Source organism: Oxynema aestuarii AP17 (genome assembly GCF_012295525.1).
Lineage (GTDB): Bacteria > Cyanobacteriota > Cyanobacteriia > Cyanobacteriales > Laspinemataceae > Oxynema > Oxynema aestuarii.
Genome location: NZ_CP051167.1, coordinates 4,888,104 through 4,907,596, shown reverse-complemented (window position 1 = coordinate 4,907,596; position 19,493 = coordinate 4,888,104). Strand labels below are relative to the sequence as shown.

17 protein-coding genes are annotated in these 19,493 nt (G+C 53.3%); 11 read left to right on the top strand and 6 right to left on the bottom strand.

The genetic code is table 11. The annotated features are described in order from the left end of the window. Nucleotides 1–100: 100 nt before the first annotated feature. Both HCG48_RS19650 and HCG48_RS19645 read left to right on the top strand, forming a co-directional pair. A complete protein-coding gene (locus HCG48_RS19650) occupies nucleotides 101–1,336 on the top strand; it encodes a glycosyltransferase family 4 protein (protein ID WP_168570678.1) in 1,236 nt (411 codons plus the stop codon). 173 nt (nucleotides 1,337–1,509) lie between these two features. Continuing rightward, nucleotides 1,510–3,966, top strand: a complete 2,457-nt coding sequence (locus HCG48_RS19645) for a hypothetical protein (protein ID WP_168570677.1) — start codon at nucleotides 1,510–1,512, stop codon at nucleotides 3,964–3,966. On the opposite strand, the gene HCG48_RS19640 is transcribed toward HCG48_RS19645, so the two are convergent. Then, nucleotides 3,963–4,451: a hypothetical protein gene (locus HCG48_RS19640; protein ID WP_168570676.1), complete on the bottom strand. Its 489-nt coding sequence runs from the start codon at nucleotides 4,449–4,451 to the stop codon at nucleotides 3,963–3,965. The genes HCG48_RS19645 and HCG48_RS19640 overlap by 4 nt on opposite strands. Before the next feature lie 210 nt (nucleotides 4,452–4,661). Further along, nucleotides 4,662–5,711 carry a fatty acid desaturase gene (locus HCG48_RS19635; RefSeq protein ID WP_168570675.1) on the bottom strand — a complete coding sequence of 350 codons (1,050 nt, stop codon included), beginning with the start codon at nucleotides 5,709–5,711 and terminating at the stop codon, nucleotides 4,662–4,664. A gap of 823 nt (nucleotides 5,712–6,534) precedes the next feature. Here HCG48_RS19635 and HCG48_RS19630 point away from each other — a divergent pair. Then, complete coding sequence (locus HCG48_RS19630) at nucleotides 6,535–6,990, top strand: hypothetical protein (RefSeq protein ID WP_168570674.1); 456 nt, start codon at nucleotides 6,535–6,537, stop codon at nucleotides 6,988–6,990. A 55-nt stretch (nucleotides 6,991–7,045) separates the two neighbouring features. Here the strand turns inward: HCG48_RS19630 and HCG48_RS19625 are convergent, their stop codons facing one another. After that, nucleotides 7,046–7,237, bottom strand: coding sequence for a hypothetical protein (locus HCG48_RS19625; protein WP_168570673.1), 192 nt, complete (start codon nucleotides 7,235–7,237; stop codon nucleotides 7,046–7,048). A 317-nt stretch (nucleotides 7,238–7,554) separates the two neighbouring features. Between HCG48_RS19625 and thrC the strand changes: the two genes are divergently transcribed. Continuing rightward, nucleotides 7,555–8,595, top strand: coding sequence for a threonine synthase (thrC, locus tag HCG48_RS19620; RefSeq protein ID WP_246260161.1), 1,041 nt, complete (start codon nucleotides 7,555–7,557; stop codon nucleotides 8,593–8,595). Nucleotides 8,596–8,708: 113 nt separating this feature from the next. Here thrC and HCG48_RS19615 read toward each other — a convergent pair whose 3' ends face one another. Next, on the bottom strand, nucleotides 8,709–9,251 hold the full coding sequence (locus HCG48_RS19615; protein WP_168570671.1) for a hypothetical protein: 543 nt from the start codon (nucleotides 9,249–9,251) through the stop codon (nucleotides 8,709–8,711). 266 nt (nucleotides 9,252–9,517) lie between these two features. Between HCG48_RS19615 and HCG48_RS19610 the strand changes: the two genes are divergently transcribed. Beyond that, nucleotides 9,518–10,696: a YihY/virulence factor BrkB family protein gene (locus HCG48_RS19610; RefSeq protein WP_168570670.1), complete on the top strand. Its 1,179-nt coding sequence runs from the start codon at nucleotides 9,518–9,520 to the stop codon at nucleotides 10,694–10,696. Between the two features lie 27 nt (nucleotides 10,697–10,723). Here the strand turns inward: HCG48_RS19610 and HCG48_RS19605 are convergent, their stop codons facing one another. Further along, nucleotides 10,724–10,921, bottom strand: a complete 198-nt coding sequence (locus HCG48_RS19605; protein ID WP_168570669.1) for a hypothetical protein — start codon at nucleotides 10,919–10,921, stop codon at nucleotides 10,724–10,726. A 148-nt stretch (nucleotides 10,922–11,069) separates the two neighbouring features. Between HCG48_RS19605 and HCG48_RS19600 the strand changes: the two genes are divergently transcribed. The 4 genes from HCG48_RS19600 (at nucleotide 11,070) to HCG48_RS19585 (ending at nucleotide 16,334) form a co-directional block, all read left to right on the top strand. Beyond that, nucleotides 11,070–11,930: an alpha/beta fold hydrolase gene (locus tag HCG48_RS19600; RefSeq protein WP_168571975.1), complete on the top strand. Its 861-nt coding sequence runs from the start codon at nucleotides 11,070–11,072 to the stop codon at nucleotides 11,928–11,930. Nucleotides 11,931–12,076: 146 nt separating this feature from the next. Further along, entirely contained in the window at nucleotides 12,077–12,679 is a 603-nt protein-coding gene (locus tag HCG48_RS19595) for a helix-turn-helix domain-containing protein (RefSeq protein ID WP_168570668.1), read from the top strand. Nucleotides 12,680–13,321: 642 nt separating this feature from the next. After that, complete coding sequence (locus HCG48_RS19590) at nucleotides 13,322–14,383, top strand: FecR domain-containing protein (protein ID WP_168570667.1); 1,062 nt, start codon at nucleotides 13,322–13,324, stop codon at nucleotides 14,381–14,383. 160 nt (nucleotides 14,384–14,543) lie between these two features. Further along, entirely contained in the window at nucleotides 14,544–16,334 is a 1,791-nt protein-coding gene (locus HCG48_RS19585; protein WP_168570666.1) for a CHASE2 domain-containing protein, read from the top strand. A 250-nt stretch (nucleotides 16,335–16,584) separates the two neighbouring features. Here HCG48_RS19585 and HCG48_RS19580 read toward each other — a convergent pair whose 3' ends face one another. Next, nucleotides 16,585–16,806, bottom strand: coding sequence for a hypothetical protein (locus tag HCG48_RS19580; protein ID WP_168570665.1), 222 nt, complete (start codon nucleotides 16,804–16,806; stop codon nucleotides 16,585–16,587). A 363-nt stretch (nucleotides 16,807–17,169) separates the two neighbouring features. Between HCG48_RS19580 and HCG48_RS26580 the strand changes: the two genes are divergently transcribed. Together HCG48_RS26580 and HCG48_RS19575 are read left to right on the top strand one after the other, a co-directional pair. Beyond that, nucleotides 17,170–17,292, top strand: coding sequence for a hypothetical protein (locus HCG48_RS26580; RefSeq protein WP_281362029.1), 123 nt, complete (start codon nucleotides 17,170–17,172; stop codon nucleotides 17,290–17,292). A gap of 125 nt (nucleotides 17,293–17,417) precedes the next feature. Continuing rightward, on the top strand, nucleotides 17,418–19,469 hold the full coding sequence (locus HCG48_RS19575; RefSeq protein ID WP_168570664.1) for a serine/threonine protein kinase: 2,052 nt from the start codon (nucleotides 17,418–17,420) through the stop codon (nucleotides 19,467–19,469). Nucleotides 19,470–19,493 lie beyond the last annotated feature (24 nt).

Sequence of the window (19,493 nt, the reverse complement as noted above, 5' to 3'; positions counted from 1 at the left end):
CCCTTTATTCTATTGTCGCTCTTGTCGTTAAAAAAATGGTATCAGTGGGAGAAAGAATCGCTCGCGATCGCCTGTCCGTTAGTTGGGGGGTGAACCCTGAATGAAAATTTTAATGATTTCTACGACCTTTCCCTATCCACCGTCGCGGGGAGGAACTCAGGTCAGAACATTTAATTTCATGAAATATTTAAGTCAAAAACATGCAGTGACTCTGGTCACACAAAGCGGCGAAGAGGTCGGCGATCGCGAGATCGAGCAGTTACGCGGTTGTGTGTCTGAATTGCGGGTGTTCCGGCGTCCGAAAAACTCCCCGGAAAATCGGCTCAAACTCTTTAAGAAACTGCAACGTTTTGGACGTTTTATTCAAACTGGAATTCCGCCGAGTGTTTTATCCTCTTATTCGATCGAAATGCAAGAGGCGATCGACGCTTACGCCAGCGATCGCGCCCATGACGTGGTAACCTGCGAGCATAGCGTCAACGAAATTTACGTGCGACCGGAATGGTGCGATCGCCTGCCGACAGTCGCCAACATCCACAGTTCGATTTACGGAACCTACCGCCAGCAAGTCGAAACCTCCACCTCGGAAAAGCCATTGCGCGATCGCGTCCAACTCCCCCTCATCCGTCGCTACGAACGAGGGTACTGTCGCAAATTTTCCGCCTTGGTCGTCACCACCGAGGACGACGCCCGCCAATTTCGGGAATTCGGCACCGAGGCGCGCCTCGAAATCATTGCTAATGGGGTCGATTTTGACGAATTCACCCCGCGAGAACGGGATCCCGGGGGCTATCGGATTGTCTTTATCGGCGCGATGGATAACTTACCGAATATCGACGCCGCGCGCTTCTTCGCCTTAGAAGTCCTCCCGTTAGTCCAAATCCGCTATCCCGAGACCACTTTCGAGATTGCCGGAGCCCGTCCGGTTCCGTCGGTGTTGGAATTGCAAAACCTGCGCGGGGTCACGGTGACGGGGACCGTTCCGGCGATCGCCGATTACCTCCATCAAGCCACAGTGTGCGTGGTACCCATGCGGACGGGATACGGAATTAAAAATAAGACCTTGCAGGCGATGGCGGCGGGAACTCCGGTGGTGGCGAGCGATCGCGGTTTGGAAGGCTTGAAAGTCGATGGTTCCGAGGTTCCCTTGCGTGCGTTGCGCGCCAATCAGGTTAACGAATATGTCTACGCCGTCGGTCGCCTGTTCGAGGATCGCCGTTTGCGAGAGCAACTTTCGCGTCAGGGGCGCAAAATGGTGGAACGAGAGTATAACTGGGAAATTTTAGGCAGACGTTACGAGCAACTCCTGCTAGAGTTAGTGGAGTCTCGCCCCTAAAAACCGCGCGAATCGTAATTTTTCCCCTACAATGACGACAACCCGGAGAATCTAACCCGCAACTCCCCCCAGATTCCCCGGAGTTGCCCGCGATCGCCCCCAAAATGCCAAACCTCTTAAAACTCTAAACGCTAAAATCTTCCAGCCGTTTTTGCGCGCCGATTGAGTCTCGAATGAATCACAACCTTCGCCATCGATCCAGACCGTCTCAAGCTTCCCGACCCCTACCGCGTCGGTCTAGACCGCCTGTAAGTCCCGATCGCCGCGCGAGAACGCCCCAACCGAAGCGCCGCCGTCCCCCAGAACCCCGGCAACCCTGGCAGCCCTTTGTGGGAGCGATCGCCGCCTTTTGTGGCGGAACCGCCGTTCTCGTTATCGGTTTGTCGATTAGCGTGCGCTTGATTGTAGACCCGCAATCGGTGGCGTGGTTGCAACCGTTCCTTCCGGCGTGGAGTCAAGTTCCGATCGCTACCAAAGAACCGCCGCAAACCCTCAGTCAAATCGAAGCGGCGATCGCCGAAGCAGGCTTGATTCCCGGGGAAATTATCCCATTGGATCGACCCGCACGCACGAACCCAGACACCGAGGATCGCGGCTTTCTGGGGCGATCGCGCGCCCCGGTCCGCAACGGGATCTTACTCCCCGTCCTCGAAACTTTTTCCTGTCCGGAGAACGGCGCCAAGTCCGACTGTCAGAAATTTGTCGCCCTTCGCATGTATCAGCCTGTTTTCAACAGCAGCGAACCCCATAGCCAACAAATTTCCTATCAACTGATGGCGGAACTGACCGTCACCGGACCGGAAAAATCATTTTTGCTCGCCTCTCTCGACGAAAACGACACCCCGGACGAAGGCGCTAACGAGGTTTTAGCCCTCACCGAGCTCAAATCCTTTGACGGTCCGGTTCCCAATAACGGCCTTTGGTTTAATTTAGTCGGAGAACGCCAGATAGGCGATCGCAGCGTCACTTACGGGCAAATCGTCCACTACAACCCGATTTCAGCCCATTTCAGCATGATGCTGCAGTGGAACAGTCCCGGCGGTCATTTCCCGGTTTGGGAAAACGTCACCGGGGACACCCAAGCAGAGTTAATGCTCGATCGCGGCGTCGGAATGGAACCGCAAGTGAGCATTTACCAACTCACCCCGGTCGAGTTCTTCCTCAATCCCATTCAACTCGACGAAATCTCCTTGCGCGAACCCGCTTTATCCGCCCAAGGGTATAAAGACGCCCTCTTACTGGCGAACAATGGCCTGTGGACCCCCGCCGGGCAGTTAATGGAAGCCATCAAGCGCGATCGCCTCACCCCGGAAGATTGGCCCGCTACCGCCCAAGCCCAACTCGACTTGATTCGCTACCACGCTACGATCGCCCAAAAACAAGCCCGTGCGGACTGGCCGAACCCGACGGACAAAATTCGCATCGCCTTGCTCGATGGCGCCTGGAAACAGGCGTTAGACCTCTCAGAAAGCCAATTCAAGCAGGGCGATCGCCTCTCCTCCTTGCTCGAAGACCCACGGCAGCGTCTCTGGCAGCGCGTCGAAACCGCCGTCCGGGTCAACCCCGCCCAAACCGAAGCCAAAATTTGGGGAACCCTGTTAGTCGCCGCCCGCGAAGGAGAAGCTGCCGGGATCTCCTGGTTTGACGCCCAACCTCAAGCTACGCCAGAATCCCGCGATCGTGCCTTGCAGGTGTTGGAGTTATACGGCAAAGCCGCCGCCTATGCCGAAAATCTGCGCTATCACCGCAGTCAACTGTTCGGCAGCGCCACGGTTCTCACTGCAACCCAACCCGGCGAATGGCTCAAGCCCGCCAATACCGCCAGTTTGGAACTCCTTCCCGGCGAAATCTGGTATCGAATTCGCTTGAGGGGCTTTCACGATTCCCTCGGCTGGCGTCAGGCCCCCTTTACCGATCTCGACCGCATCAATCCCGGTACCTTGGAAACCCTCTGGCAAGAATTGGGCTTGCATACGGATCCGGATCTGGTGGTGGCTCTCTGGGGAAGCAACGGCGAACAGCAAAGCACGATCGCCACGGTGAAAGCGGTACGAGCCAACGATGGGGAATTGACGCTGTTAGCCGCAGGTTCGCCCCTCTCCGGTATGGGGACGGGACGAGGAAGTGGCTCAAATGCTCTGGCGTTTAGCAGTTCGGTCATCGAATGGCGATCGCCCGAAACCCAAACCCTCGCCCAACTTTACCAAAGCGATCCGGAATGGGTGCGAACTTTATTGCCCACCTTATGGGTCGAGTTGCAATCCGCCGGACAGTTGCCCCCACAAGCGGTTCCCAGTCTCGAACAAATGCTCAAACAACTCGGCGGCTGGTTAGTTCAGTCGATCGACTTGACCGCCAACGGCTGGCCCGAGGCCGTATTTACCCTGCGATCGGATGCGTTGCTGCCCTCATCAACGGTCTCCGGAACCGGGACGACCCCTTACCGCACCCGCACGATCGTTTTCGACGATAAAGGCACGTTGATTTACAGCGAACTGACTACCGCCGCCCAACAAGCGGTCACCGGGATTGCCGAGGTCGCCCGAGGCGGATTGGCTTTAGTGGTCGAAAGTCCCGACGGCTACACGTTACAGCGTTGGTCGTCCAGCCGGGAACGCTTCGAGTTCTAACGCGGCGGCAACACGGACCGCCACCAGGCACGCAGGAATAGCCAGACTGGAAATTGGTAGTATTCGATCGCAAATCCGGCCACGATCGCCCCGTGAACGGCTAAGGTCAGTCCGACCCAAACATCGGGCAACCAAGCGAGACGACTCCCGGGAAGCGGCGGGAATAAGTGCGCCCCCAGCCACACGATTGTCGGTGGAAGCAGGCAAAAGGCGATCGCCAGCAGGATTAAGCCCCATCCAAATTCGCTCCCTTGCTGTTGTACTCCCTGCCATCCGCGACCGTTCCAATACCAACTCCGAGGTTGGGCGTTATCCGCTAATTGCAATTGATGGCGATCGAAGTTCGCCGTAAAAATGCGATCGCAGAAATTACACGAGAATGCTTCCATCATCACCATTTGCGACAGTTCCCCGTAACGACACACCGGACAACGGTAAACACCTTGAGAACTGAAGGGAATCGGACCGGGAGACGGATGAGACATGGGGAATTTGAGATTTGATATTTTAGATTTTATATTTTAGATGATTTTAGATTTTGGATTTTATAGCTTTTCTGGTTCTCAATAGATCTCTGAGGGCGTAAGATTTCTGAGGACGCACAATTTTTTGCCCCTAAACCAAGAAACCGGGCGATCGCCTTCTGAGAAATGCGCGATCGCCCGGTTTTCAGGGCTTAAACCCTTGCCGTCGGATTACTGACGGGCGTGATATTCCTTAAACGAGATATAGCCGCGTTCCGGATCGTACAAGTGACAGACATCGGTAATTTCTTTCATCAACTTCCACGAAAAGCGACTTTCTTTGAGAGAGTCTCCCCACTTTTCTCGCAAAACTTGATGAGCTTTTCGCAAGTTATACGACGGAATCGCCGTAGACAAGTGATGGGGAACGTGGACGTTGATATCGTGGCAGAGAAATTCCACCCAACGAGGATAATCGCAGTGAACGGTTCCGCAGAGTTGAGCTTTCGCTTCATTCCAACGATCCGGAGTCGCAAACGCAATATCCGGGGTGGTGTGGTGGACGATCGTAAAGGTACTCATCCAGAAGTGGTACACCAACCAAGGCAGCAACCAGAACTTGACGAATCCCCAGACGCCGAGAGTCGCGAACATCACCGGGAAGGCGATCGCCGCCGAAACGATGACCAGTAAGGCGGAAAAGCGCACCTGTTCCCGTTGTTTGCCTTCAAAACGCCACCAGTCAAAGTGCAGAAAGGCCCAGTGCGTCACCGAACCAATCCACCAAAAGCGACCGCGTAACCGTCGGTAGAAGAAGCGGATTCCGGCGCTACGGTTGTCGTAGCCTTCTTGTTCCCACGGTTCCCAAGCGTTATCCTCGCCAATTTTATTGGTGTGCTTGTGGTGATGGTTGTGACCGATGCGCCAGCCGTGAAAGGGAAAAATTAAGGGCAGCATCATGACGTGCCCGACTAAATCGTTTACCCATTTCCGGTTCGCAAAGGAACGATGACCGCAATCGTGGCCGATCACAAAAAAACCGGTCAACGCCGTCCCGGTAAAAATCCACATTAGAGGTAATAAGTACCAGGGAGCAATCGCCAATCCCCAGTAACCCAAGCCAACCATCAAGACACTAACAAAAACTTTCGTCCACGCTTTACGCCGATTTTTAATAAAAATCTCTTTTGGCAGGGTTTGCAAAATATCTCTCAGGCGTAAGTCTTCTTTGAGCGATGTTGATGTCAAATCCTGAGACTTCTGTAATGTCGATGCTGTCATGAATAAATCAATTTTCTCCAGTTCACACTCGTTTCCGTACCGCGATCGCGGCACATTAAAAGCCCGCCAATTACGGGCTAATCGCAGGCTTTCGATCTCGTTCGGACGCTGCCGTCGTTCCCAGTACGCGATCGCACGGCGTCTGCGTTCGCAAAGCGACTCCAAAGGAGTCAGCCGAATCGCACGATCGCGTTCGTACTGGAATTGCGGCGATCGTCTTGGCTTCGAGTATTTTACTCGGCTCCGTTTATCCTAACCCCTAATTTCTCTAACGAACCATCGCAGATTCACGAATTTTTGAGAAAATCCCATCCGCGTCGGGCGATCGTCGAACTCGGGGCGAATCAACATTGATGTTTATTGTGCCGTTAAAAGCTACATCTGTCCATAACTCTAAAAAAGACTAACGATAAGCTCCGGTCGGGGGCGATCGCCTGGGAAGGCGATCGCGAGTCGCGAGGTGCATCTGCATAAGAGACGATCCCCTCATTCCGTCCCGGACAGAAAGGGAACGGAACGAAGAACAATTTTGACCGAGAAACCGTCCTTAAAAAAGAGCCTCACGACAGTTGCGGCGTGACGATTAAATTGGATTTGATTCTCTGGGACTGACAAATTTAGCGCCGCCCATCCTGGGGACGATCGCGCTTGAAACGGTTTTGATTTTGATGCGTTAGGGTTATTTTTTCCCGACTTTTGCTCGTTGGGACTGTAAGGCGATCGCGTCTCGTCGGCGATCGTCGTGTCTTCCCTAATTTCTGTTACCAAAAGGGGACTCGATCCCTTGTCATTCCTAATTTTAGATCGAACAGGAGTTTGATTAATGTTGAAGTTTATCCAGCAAAAATCCTGGATAGAATTCCTGGCCTTTTTTTTAGGAACTTTAGGTTTATTACTCTGGCTTGCGCCAGTGACGCTCGCGAGCGTTTTAGAGTTTTTAAAAGTTTTTATAATCGCGGCGGGGGTTTTCCTCGCCCAGCGTTTCCGAGAAATTACCGTTATGGAAATGGTCGGATTTCTACTCGTCGTTGGCGCTGCTACTTTGGGAGCGATTCGCTTCTACTACCGACTACGAACGACGCCCCGTTATGTCGGCGTCCACTGTCCCCGTTGCGGCAGCAAATTACGCCGGAAACATCGCACGTCCCGGGATTTCCTCGTCGATCGTTTTTTACCGGTTTACCGCTATCGCTGTTGTAACCGAGAATGCGGTTGGGAAGGGTTGCGCGTCAAGGCTCTAGAGGATGGAGTCCCATTGAAATCGCGATCGCGCAAGTAGGGGCGATCGCGATTCGATCGCGGTTTTGTTGTCCCGTTGCTCAACTCGATCCGTCCTAATCGCACTGGGAGCGATCCTGTTGCCGAAGCGTCTGCAATTGCTGAAACAAGGTTTCCGCTTCCGCTTGCAAGTGAAGGAATTTGACTTGTTGGGCTGCCGCATATTGGGACTTGAGCCGTTCGAGCAGGCGATCGCTTTCACTCAGTCCGGGGTGAGTGTTGGGTCGGGTCGGTGCAACAGTGGGCATTCGTCCTTAGCTAGTTATTTTTACTTAATTCAGGGCCAATCGCTATTCTATTATGTCTGGCGACAAAAAAAGCAGCGAATGTAGCAAATTTTTCCCGTCGGGCGATCGCGATTGGCTTCCAAACTAGCGTATTTCGGCGTCCTGGGGCGATCGATCCCGACCGTCGAGAAAAAGGTAAACTGAAAAATAGACTAAATGTCCGTTCAAATTCAAACGATTTAACCAAGGTGACCCTTAGTTTTTCTCCCGCCGACTCCGACTCTCCCGGTACCGTCCGCACTCAGGCCAACTCCAACGTTGCCGCAGGCTGGCCCGGTCTGATCGAAACCTATCGCTCCTATCTCCCCGTTAGCGAAAGCACCCCGGTCGTCACACTCCAAGAAGGAAATACCCCTCTCATTCCCGTCCCGTCCATTGCCGAGATCGTCGGTAAAGGCGTGCGCGTTTTCGTTAAATACGACGGTCTCAACCCCACAGGTAGTTTCAAAGACCGGGGCATGACCATGGCAATTTCCAAAGCCAAAGAAGAAGGCGCCCGCGCCGTGATTTGCGCCAGTACGGGCAACACTTCCGCCTCCGCCGCCGCCTACGCCCGCCGGGGAGGAATGCGAGCCTTCGTGCTGATTCCCGACGGCTACGTCGCCTTGGGGAAACTGGCTCAAGCCTTACTCTACGGCGCCGAAGTATTGGCGATTAAAGGCAATTTCGATCGCGCCCTCGAAATCGTTCGGGAAATGGCCGAAAGCTATCCCGTAACCTTGGTCAATTCCGTCAACCCTTACCGCCTCGAAGGCCAAAAAACCGGAGCGTTTGAAGTGGTAGACGTTCTCGGGAATGCCCCCGATTGGCTCTGCATTCCCGTGGGCAATGCAGGCAATATTAGCGCCTACTGGATGGGCTTTTGCCAGTACCACCAAGCCGGGAAATGCGATCGCCTCCCCCGGATGATGGGCTTCCAAGCCGCCGGAGCTGCGCCCTTAGTCAACGGCGCCCCGGTGACTCACCCAGAAACGATCGCCACCGCCATCCGCATTGGCAATCCCGCCAGTTGGGATAAAGCCACGGCTGCCGCACAAGCCAGCCAGGGCGGGTTTAAAGCCGTCACCGACGACGAAATCCTCGACGCCTACCGTCTGCTCGCCTCCAGAGAAGGCATTTTTTGCGAACCCGCCTCCGCCGCCTCCGTCGCGGGATTACTGCAAGTGAAAGACCAAGTCCCCGCCGGGGCGACGGTCGTCTGCGTCTTGACCGGAAACGGGTTGAAAGATCCCGATACCGCCATCAAACATAGCGACAGCCAGTTTACCCAAGGCATCGAACCCGATCCGGCGGAGATCGCCAAAATCATCGGATTTTAGATGAATTGCAAATCTCACAATTCCTGTAGGGCGGTCATGTTGGCCGCCTATTTTTTACGAAACCCCCTAGTTTTTGTGAAAACTTGCAAGTAAACCGAGGCGATCGCCTCCCCCTAATCCGTCTCGGGCGTCCCCGTCTGAGAAGCCGCCGGACTGTTAAAATTCGCCAATTGCAACGTTTGCGCCTTCGCGCGATCGACCGAACCCGTTTTTTTCAACAATTCCACCGTATCCCCGAGAGCGCAAGTTAACGTCTCTCGGGTCTTTTCGTGAGCCATCTTTTCCGCTTCCAACGCTTCGCGAAGTGCTTCGAGTTCCCGACGGTCTCCTTCCCTTGCACCCCACAGCTCCACCAATTTTTCCGTTAATTCCTCCCGCGACAACCCCGCCAACTCAGATTCCCAACTCGATAACGCATTGGGATCGTCGTGGCGCCGTGCTTTCCCTTGCTCCACCTGTTCGATTTGCAAACGCTGCGCCTCAATCGTCTCTCGGTTGAGCTTCGTTTCCGTGCGGCGTTGTTGCGCTTCCGTATTGTACAGTTGCCGCCAGCGATCGCTACTCGCATGGGCCGCGTCGAGTTCGCTTTGCAAGCGCGCAACTTCTTGTTTTAAGGCGTTGATTTCACTCAACCACTGGGATACATCTTGGCTCATGGGGAATAGATGGAGGGTAAAAAGGAATTAGAGAATGGGGAATGGGGAATCGGGAACAAGTACAGCTCGGAAGGTAGAAACTCGATAATGCGGGGATCTGACCCGCTTAAACAAGATGGGCATCTTGCCCACCTGAGAAGATATTTATCATCAATGCTATCGGAATTGGGAAGCGTCCTCAATGCTCATCCTCAAACCTTTTGTCTCCGGACTCCCGACTCCCTCCGCCCCCTTCTAAAATCTAAAATATAACAATAGATTTCTCTATGCGATTAGCCGATTGGTTTCGTGCATTACAACATTTACGGTTAATCAAAATAACCGAATTCTTCGACGCTAAAGTCCGACAACAGCGTTGGTGGAAACCGCTTGCGCGCCTCGCTCAAAAACTTTTGGGGTTTTTGTGGCGCTTACTTCGCAAGATCTTTACCAGCGTAGGGAAGCGGGTGGTTAACTTTTTTCAGTTTTTCCTTTATCTCAATTTTTCGACCTTGCGCGAAGCCGTCGATCGCGCTAACAAACAGCGATTGACAGGTTTATCTGCCGAAATGGCCTATCACGCCATGTTGGCCTTATTTCCGGCAATTTTAGCCTCGATCGCGGCGATCGGCCTGTTTGAATCCTTACAATCCACCTTGTTCGATCTTGCCCGCCAAATTGCCACGGTGGTTCCCGACGAGGTTCGCAGCACCATCCGTTCCCTGATTCAAGAAGTGCTTGAAAGTCGGAACCAAGAAATCTTTTCAATTGGCTTTGCTGGAGCGTTATGGGCCTTTTCCGGGGTCATGGGGGCGGCGATGGCAGCCCTCGATCGCATTCACGAAATCCCCCACGAACAAACGCGACCCTTTTGGAAAGCAAAACCGATCGCGATCGTCTTGTCCGTCGGTACGATTATCCTATTAATTGTCGCTTCTTTCTTAACCTTTATCAGCGATGCGATCGTCCGTTTGCTCGCACGGCGCAGTTGTTTGATCGAATCCGGTCAAGAATGTTTGATGGAATCCGGTTTGCTGTGTTTGCTCGAACCGATTGAAAGTTGTCCTCTCGAATCCCAACTGCTCGATGGGTGGCAGGTTTGGAGTCGTTCGATGACGTTGGTGGTGGTTTCTGCGGCTTTTGCGTTTATTTATCGCTTCGGACCGAGCCAGCGCCATCCCGAAACACCTATTTTACCCGGGGCGGCGATCGCGGCGGTCTTGTGGGCGGTGATTTCTAATCTATTTCGGCTTTACGTGTCCCATTTTGGCAACTACAACCGGACTTACGGCGCAGTCGGAACGATCGTGATTTTACTGTTGTGGTTGTACTTATCGTCCCTGGTCACTTTATTCGGCGCCCAACTGAATGTTACGGTCGGTGCGGCGATGCGACGGGCCAAAGCCAAATCCGAGGCGATACGCCGGAGGCGTCGCGAAGCTAACGCGGCGTCGCGCCAAGATTGACCATCGTCATTCGATCTTCAGTGACAGTTAGTAGCGTCGGGGTCTTTGCGCCCGGGAGATCGCCGCCGTCGCGATCGTAGCGAAGATCGAAACCCAGAAAATCCAACCGTGAATTCCGGTTAAAATTCTCAACCCTCTTAAGATCCAAATCACTAACGTAAAAATCAGAAACGCCCAGAAAACATAAGAAAAAAGAGTGGCTTTCGATTTTGTCAATTTACTCATATTTGACTTCCTCTCAATTTTTATTTCAAAATATTCATACGATCTGCATACGTCCTAACTGCGATCGCCTTCAAGTTTGTCCGAGGCGATCGTCCTCCTGTATCCTTCTCCTTCCGAACTCCCGATTCCCCCCGAGACTTTAGCTATGATGACCCGTCAACGTCACTGTTTAAAATTAGCCGAAATCGAGCTGTCTTATTTAGAGTGGAATCCTGGCGGCGAACCGATTTTACTGTTACATGGGTTGGGAGATTGCGCCGTCGTTTGGTCGCAGTTGGCGGAAACTCTGGGGAGTTCGTATCACGTGGTGGCGCCGGATTTGCGCGGTCACGGGGAAAGTTCCAAACCCGATCGCGGTTACACGGCGGCGGAAACGATCGCCGATTTAGAGGGATTGCTCGATCGCCTCGGGTGGGAGTCGGCGCATATTCTCGGTCATTCCTGGAGTGGTAAGTTAGCCGCCATTTGGGCGCGACAAGCTCCCCATCGCTTTAAAACTGCGATGCTGGTCGATCCGATTTTTATCACGAAATTACCCGGGTTTCTCAAATTGAGTTTTCCCATTCTCTATCGGACTTTAGCGTGTTTGAAATTGGGCGGACCGTTTGCAACTTACGAACAAGCGCGCCAACAAGCACGTCAGTTACCGCAATTTGCGGCGTGGAGTCCGTTACAAGAACGGGTGTTTGAGGCGGAAATTGAGGAAAAAGCGGACGGACGCTGGGGGAGTAAGTTTGCGATCGCCGCGCGCGATGGTATTTTTGACGACGTGATGCGAACCTCTGGATTGACCGAGACGATCGCCGTCCCGACCTTGTTCGTCCAACCGCAAGCTGGGGTGAATCGCAGTGAATGGCAGATGAAACCTTACCGAAAATATTTGCAAAATTTGCAAATTGTTCGCGTACCGGGCAATCACTGGCCTTTTTTGGTGGAAAGCGACGTTTTTAACCAGACGATCGCCGATTTTTTAAAGAACTTCTCCGAAGCGAGTCCGGCGATCGCCTAAATAAGCCTGGACAGGTTGACCGTTGGCTTGCTATGTATGGGGAAATTTCTGGGGTGAGGGGTGTGACCCACTATGCGCGATCGCTCTTGTTCGTTTGACTGACCCGCGATCGCGATCTGTTCTACTCAAGCACGGAGACCGCCACAATGACAGGCACCAACCCAGGCTTTAGGGTTGATAAAAATCGGCCTAAAGACAACCCGGAAGACCGAGAAACCACCTTCGAGGAAGCAGCGACCCCTACAGAAGGGGAGGGGGATAGGGAAGGCAAAGATCTTCAAAAAAGTAACGATTCTTCTGTGGAGACGCTAGAGGAAAGTGCTTGGGGCGATCGGCTGGCTGAAATTGGCGAACAACTGCAACAGACCCGGGAAAGACAAGGAATTTCAGCTTATCAACTGCACAGTTGGACGCGGATTCCCCTGCATCATATCGACGCGATCGAACGGGGTTTAGGCGATCGCCTCCCCCCGAAAATTTACGTCTGCGGCTTTATTCGTCGCATGGCGGATGCGTTGGGTTTGGACGGGGATGCAATGGCGGAGTCGTTACCGCAAAGCGATCCGGTCAAAACAGCCCTTCGGGTTTGGGAAAAACCCCAAAATCGATTACCGTTCGCCCTCACCCGCGTTCAACTGTATTTAGGATATGCGATCGTTTTGGGACTGATTGCCGTGGGACTGACGTGGGTTTCGATCCGATGGCTTTCCGATTTTAACTCGGGAGAGACGATCGAGCGGCAGGAGTGAGTGCGCCGTGGCGAAGGGGGAACAAAGCCGTCCCGCGATCGCTCTTGCACCTTATCGCCCCCCAGCAGTTCGAGATCCGCGATCGAGGAGGTGTCAACCGGGGCCGTTTATCCCCATCGTCTCAGCTAAAAAGTCGCTTATTTTTGTCCTTAAATTAAATGGGGATCGGACTTCGACCCCAAAGCGATCGCTCGCCAATCTGTCGCGAAATCAAAACGGCCAAACCCAGAAATTAAGGAGCTACGGGCGATCGGTTCTTGTCTCTATTTTGACTCCAAACCGTTGAAAACACTTCTCAAGTTTTACTTCTTTATTAGCCCTCTAAACGCTAAAATCTAAACGCTAAAATCCTTTTCACCCATCCGGATGTAAGGGGAAAAAATGGGAAAGCTAAAACTGAATTTCATTGAAAGCAGTTGTCACTGAGGTGAGCAATGCCGGGTTAGGTCAATTGCCGCGATCGGGTGCACGATCGCTATCCGAGCAATTTCGACCGTTCGCCTCATTTTGGGGGGATTTGAGGCTCCGTACTCCTTGTCAAAGCAAAAACCGCCAGTGTCGGGCTTATCTCAGGCTTTAAAATTCCCATTGACCGATCGGTTCTCAGGCCGATTTTCGCTCAACGATTTGGATAACTTATTGATGATGATAGTGGTAAATGATTTCACGCGCCGGATCGGATGGTTGTCGTTGACAGTGACGAGCTTATCCCTGGCGGCGATAACCGCGATCGCTTCGAGCGCGATCGCGGCGTCTGTAGAGGAAAACCGCCAAACTGCGTTATCGAGTGGAGGATCCGAAGACACCGGATCCGTTCCGGCGATACGCCTTCGGGGTCGGGAAGCTAACGCCAATGACCCGTCCCAACGGTTGTTGGCGCAGCAGTCCGATTGTCCGGGAGGGTTGAAAGTCGAAACCGTGCGAGGGGAGGGATCCGCGACATTTGAGGGACGGGCGATCGCCCAAGGAGACTGTCTCAGCCCCGCGATCGGCACGATCGTCACCGAACCCGGCGTGCGATTGCGCTTGCGCCTCGATAACTATCGCGGCAGTTTGGAAGTTTCCGATGTCAGTCAATTCGAGGTCGCGACCCTCGGAGACGACCAAATCGATTTATTTGTCGAATACGGACAAGTGAGATTTTCATTAGGACGACTGACCGGGGGACGGGCGACCTTGCCACCGAGCAATCCCGTCGGCTTGAAAACCCTTGCCTTTTTTGACGATGGCGAAGGGGGACTCGCCCAAGAAGGGGGCGAAGAGTCTCCCTTTAGAGTTCGCACCCCCACGGGAGTCGCGGGGGTACGCGGAACCTCGTTCGGGATCGATGTCGGTCCGAACGGACAAACTGGGATTACCTCTCTCGATGGCAGCGTCTTTGCGATCGCCCAAAATCAAGAAGTGACCGTCGGGCCGGGTCAATATACCTCGATCGCCCCGGGAATGGCGCCGAGTGTACCGGAAGATCTTCCCGCCGAGTCTAAATTCCGGGTCTTAGTCACTCAACAAAGCGGTTCGCGAACCGTTCGCATCGAAGGAAAAATCGATCGCCCCGATATTCTCTTGCTCGATAACGAACTGGTCGAAACCGATCCCGACGGCAATTTTTCCCTGATGGTACCGCGTCCGGCGTCGCGCAACCTCAAGTTTGTGGTGCGCGGTCCGGCAGTCCGCGAGCGCGTTTATATCGTGCCATTGCCCTAATTGTCGGCGATACGCGAAACGCCTCCGGCGTCGCTTCGCTAACGACGAGGGGAACGCGCCGGAAGTCTTCGAGAAACCACTACCGAGAACGAGAGAGTTTCGCGAGCAGACTTCCGGCTTCGAGTCGGGTGCAGTTCGACCCCTATCGAACGAGTGAGGAATGATTTTGGGAGTTCGAGGCTGGCTTCGCCGCACGTTAATACGGGATTATCCCTGGTGGCCCGGTGCCATTGCGGGGGCGGTTTCGGCTGCCATTGCCCTGTTGGGACTGTGGGAGCCTTTAGAACGATTTGGTTACAACCAGTTATTTAAACTGCGCGGTTCGCTCAGTTGGAACGAGCGGATCGTGACCGTGGCAATTGACGAGACCAGTTTGCAGGTTTACGGTCAATTTCCCTGGTCGCGCGATCGCTACGTCCAACTGCTCGACGTGTTGAACGATGCCGATCCGGCGGCGATCGGGTTCGATGTTCTCTTTCTCGATCCGAGTCCTCAAGATGCCCGCTTAGCGGAGGCGATCGCCCGTAACGGTCGCGTCGTCCTCGCCCGGGGCGCCTGGGGGGAGGAACCTTTGCCGATCTTGCAAGACGCTGCCGCCGCCGTGGGTCAAATTCTCCACGAAGCCGACCGCGACGGGATCAGCCGTCAGGCGACCCTGTGGATTGAAGGGATTCCCAATTTGAGTTTGGCAATGTTACAAGTGTCCGGGGACTTGCCCTCGTCCGACCTGTTAGCCGAACTGCCTCAAAGGGCGATCGCCCGTTACCAATCCGGAGTTTGGTATAACTTCTGGGTTAATTGGCCCGGGAAAATGCAAGCGGTTCCCACCTATTCGTTTGTCGATGTGGTCGAAGGTCGCGTCCCGATGAGTGCGTTTGCCAATAAATTCGTATTTGTCGGCGCGGTGGCGACGGGGTTAGACCGCAAAATTTCGCCATTCCAAGCGATCGCGGGGGTTTACATCCATGCCGCCGTTGCGGACAATTGGCTCGAAGATCGGTTTTTACGTCGTTGGCCCGCGTGGGTGTCTCCTTGGGCGGCGATCGCGTTCGCTCTGGGGACTGGGTGGCTGTTGTCCGGTTTGGATTGGAAACATCGGGTGGGGCTGCTGTTGCTTTTGCCGTCGGTGTGGGTGGGAATTGCCTTGGGTGCCTTCACTTGGGTGAATTGGTGGTTACCCACGGCGACTCCCATCGGTACGATCGCCTTGAGCGCGATCGCCGTTCAGGTCCGCGAACAGTACCAAAAACAGCAACTGATGCGCTTGTTTGAGACGCAAGTTGCCCCGGAAACGGCCCGCACGATCTGGCAGCAGCGCCATGAAATTTTCCAACACGGAGCGGTTCCCCCTCAAGAAGCGATCGCCACGATTTTGTTTATGGATATTCGCGGATTTACGACGATTTCCGAGCAGATGCCGCCGAGGGAATTGTTACCGTGGCTCAACGAATATCTCGACGTGATGTCGAATTGTATTATGAATTGTGGGGGGGCGATCGATAAATATATTGGCGATGCGATTATGGCCTGTTTTGGCGTTCCGTTCGTCCGCACGACGGAAGCGGAAATTCAACAGGATGCGTTGAATGCGATCGCCGCTTGTTTTAAAATGCACGAACAATTACAAGTTCTCAACCGCCATTTTAAAGCCACGGGAAAGCCGCCGATTCGGTTTGGGATCGGCATCCATACCGGCCCGGTCATCGCTGGCAGTGTGGGCGGTTCTCGGCGATCGAATTATTCCGTTTTGGGCGATACGGTTAATATTGCCGCTCGCTTGGAACCGATGAATAAAGAAATTCTTGACAATAATCCTTATAGTTTGCTAATTACTCGCGAGACTTTTGCTTACGTCCGCGATCGCTATCCCGGTCGGAAAGTAGGCGAGTTGCAATTGAGAGGAAGACAAGAAATAACGGAGATTTATTCTATACAGAATAGTAAAATTTAGCTTTTTCTGCGTTTAGATCTGGCTAAATTGTTTCTATTTGTAATGTATATATATCAAGAGGCAAGCATTCCGAATGCCTACCGCAAAAATCGAAAAATCGATAGAAATTACAGCAAAATTACTCATTTTACCGATCCGATTTAAATGTCTGACAGCTTATTGATTTAAAGGAATTGCAAGTTAATTCATTAGAGCAATTGAAAAATACGAAATAAGCTTTCGAGGGTAGACGATCGCCGATATGAAAACATTAGCGGTTCGAGTGGCGATCGATATTTAATTCGATCGCCTCGTGACCCTTGCCCGGGACATCGTCAAGGCGATCTCGACTGAGATAAGACCCATTCCGTTTATGTTGGCGGCGAACGCGGCGGCGATCTACAGAACCGACAAAAACTTCTAAGGTAAACAACCCCGAAAGAACTAGAAAAACGAGGGCGGCAAATAAATCGTGATAGGAGATCGAATTCACTAGCTTCCCCTCAAAAATCGCAACAATATTTATCTCTTTTCAACAAAAATTTGTGGCGTTCGGGACAGATCGAAGCGGGAACGCAACAACCCCTCAAAAGATTCCCCCGGACGGCGAACGCGAAAGGATCTCCCCAGGAGCATCGCCATGTCCGCAAAAGTGTAAACATCGATACAAAATAGCGCCGCACGTCTCGTAAGGGCGAACCCGGGGACCTCATTTATTCCTGAACTTCCCATCCGGTTGCTGAAAACTCATAGGGAAGACCTGAGTCTGCTCCTAATAGCGGCCAGATTCCTAGCCCTTGGGTTGCTTTGCGTTGGTAGTTCGGACTTGTGCTGCTGGGGTCAACCGATCGACATAATGGCAATTTTTGTCACCGATCGGACAACAGCAGACAAGTGCGATGACGGGCTGGAAGTGGTACGAAGCATCGGCGATCGCGTCATTCGGGCGATCGCTCCCACAATGCAGCCCAAATCTTAGGGTCAATTCGGGTCTCGTTCGCGCCATTCGCCGCCGGAGGTGACTGCAGCCTCAGCGACGCCTTCGACGGGCCGAATGGATCGCCCAAGCCATTTCTAGCCGAGGTCAAGGTGGAGAGTGATTCTATGCAGAGATTTGTGTCGATTCCCGTCGTCGGGAACTTGTTAGCCGACCGCTATCAAGTCATCGAAGTGCTCGACGCGGATGCTTTCGGCAAAACTTACATCGCCGAAGATACGCACAGTTTGGGTCAGCACAAGTGCTTTGTCAAACAACTCTCGTTAGCGCTCGAACGCGCCAATTGCCCGAATTTTACCCGGCATTTACTGACGATCGAAGCCCAAACCTTAGAACAACTCGGTCACCACGAACAAATCCCCCAACTGATCGATTGTTTCGAGTACGAACAAGAACTGTTTCTAGTTCAAGAGTATATCGAAGGAGAAACCCTCAGCAATCAATTACCCACGGGAAAACATGGCACCTGGGCGCCCGAGGAATGCCTCACGATGCTGCAAGATGTCTTGGGGGTTTTAGATTTCATTCACGATCGCGGTCTGATTCATTGCGCGATCGCCCCGGAAAACCTGATCCGACGGCAATCCGATGGCAAATGGATGTTACTCAATTTCGGTGCCATTCGAGGGATTCAAAACGCCCCGGTGACCAAACCGGGACAATTTGTGATTACCGTTCCCCTCGGGACGTTCGGCTATTTACCGCCGGAACAACTCACGGGTCATCCCCAACCCAACAGCGATATTTATGCCCTCGGTTTGATTGCCATTCAAGCGCTGACGGGGTTGCATCCGAGTCAAATCGAGATCGAGCCGACGCGGGGGGAGTTGCGGTGGCAGCACGCCGTCCGTGGGGATATCGAACCCAAGGCGATCGCGGTTCTCGCCAAAATGGTGAGCAATCACGCCAAACAGCGCTATCAATCCGCATCGGAAGTGTTGAAAGCGCTGCAACTCCCCCATGCAGTTGCGAACCCTACCCTCAGCGTGGTCGGGACGGCGATCGAAGAGAGTGACGAGAGCGAACGGTCGAGACCATTAAACCGTAACAGTGAAGAATCTACGGAAGTGACCCCACAAGCCGCTAGCGAGGATGCGGCGCGACCCTCAAGGGAGAATTCGACGCCAAAGCCCGCTTTTTCCGGGTTCAAAAGCAATCGTCCGATGCCATCGTTGTTCGTCGTCAGTATTTGGGCGGCGATCGCCCTCAACGCTTTGGTGATTACGGGGGGCTTGACGGCTTTACTGCATTTGTCCGCCACCGATGACGGGAACGAGGTTCTCGCCCGCGCCCGTCAAGAATACCATGCCGGAGACTTTGAAGACGCGATCGCCCTGGCGGAATCGATTCCGACGTTTAGTTCCGCTTACTACAACGCCCAAAGCGAACTCGAACAGTGGCAAGTCGATTGGCAAAATGCGGCTCGTCAGTACGCGATCGCCGAAAAAGCCTTTCAAGAACAACGATGGCTCGATACGATCCGCGCCGCGCAAACCATTCCCGAAATTATCTTCTGGCAGGAGAAAAGCGCCCCCCTCGTCACCCAGGCGACCGCCGCCGTGGCTGGGCAAACTCCCCAATGGTTGCAAGAGGCTTACGATCGCGCCAGCGAACGGGATTTTGCGGCTGCTTTGAAGCTACTCCAACAAATCCCACCGGGAACCCCCGTTTACGATACGGCTCAGGCTAAAATTGCCGAGTATGGCGAGAAAGAACGCATCAAACTGAAAGCCGAAGCCCATCAACTGATTCAAAAAGCTTACCAACGCGCTCAAGTTAGAGACTTTGAAGGGGCGATCCAGTTACTCGAACAAATTCCGGAAGCGGCTCCCACTTATGCCCTGGTGCGTCAAAAAATTGCGGAGTACCGCGAAAAGCAGCAAATTAAGGGCAATCGACTGCTTCAAAGTGCTTACAATCGCGCCAAGGTGAAAGATTATGCCGGGGCGTTGCAATATTTAAAGAAAATTCCCGAACATACTGCCGCTTACGACACCGCCCGGGTCAAACGGGTGGAGTACACGCGCTTGCGACGACAAAAACGCAAGCGGACTTCGACGGCGATTTTAGATCCTTCTTTCAGAGAGTCGCGTCCCTCTGTGGCATTCAATCCTGGAGAGCAGTTACAAGAAATCGACTTATCGACGCCGATCGCCTAAAAATGTCTCAAAAATGTCTAAAAA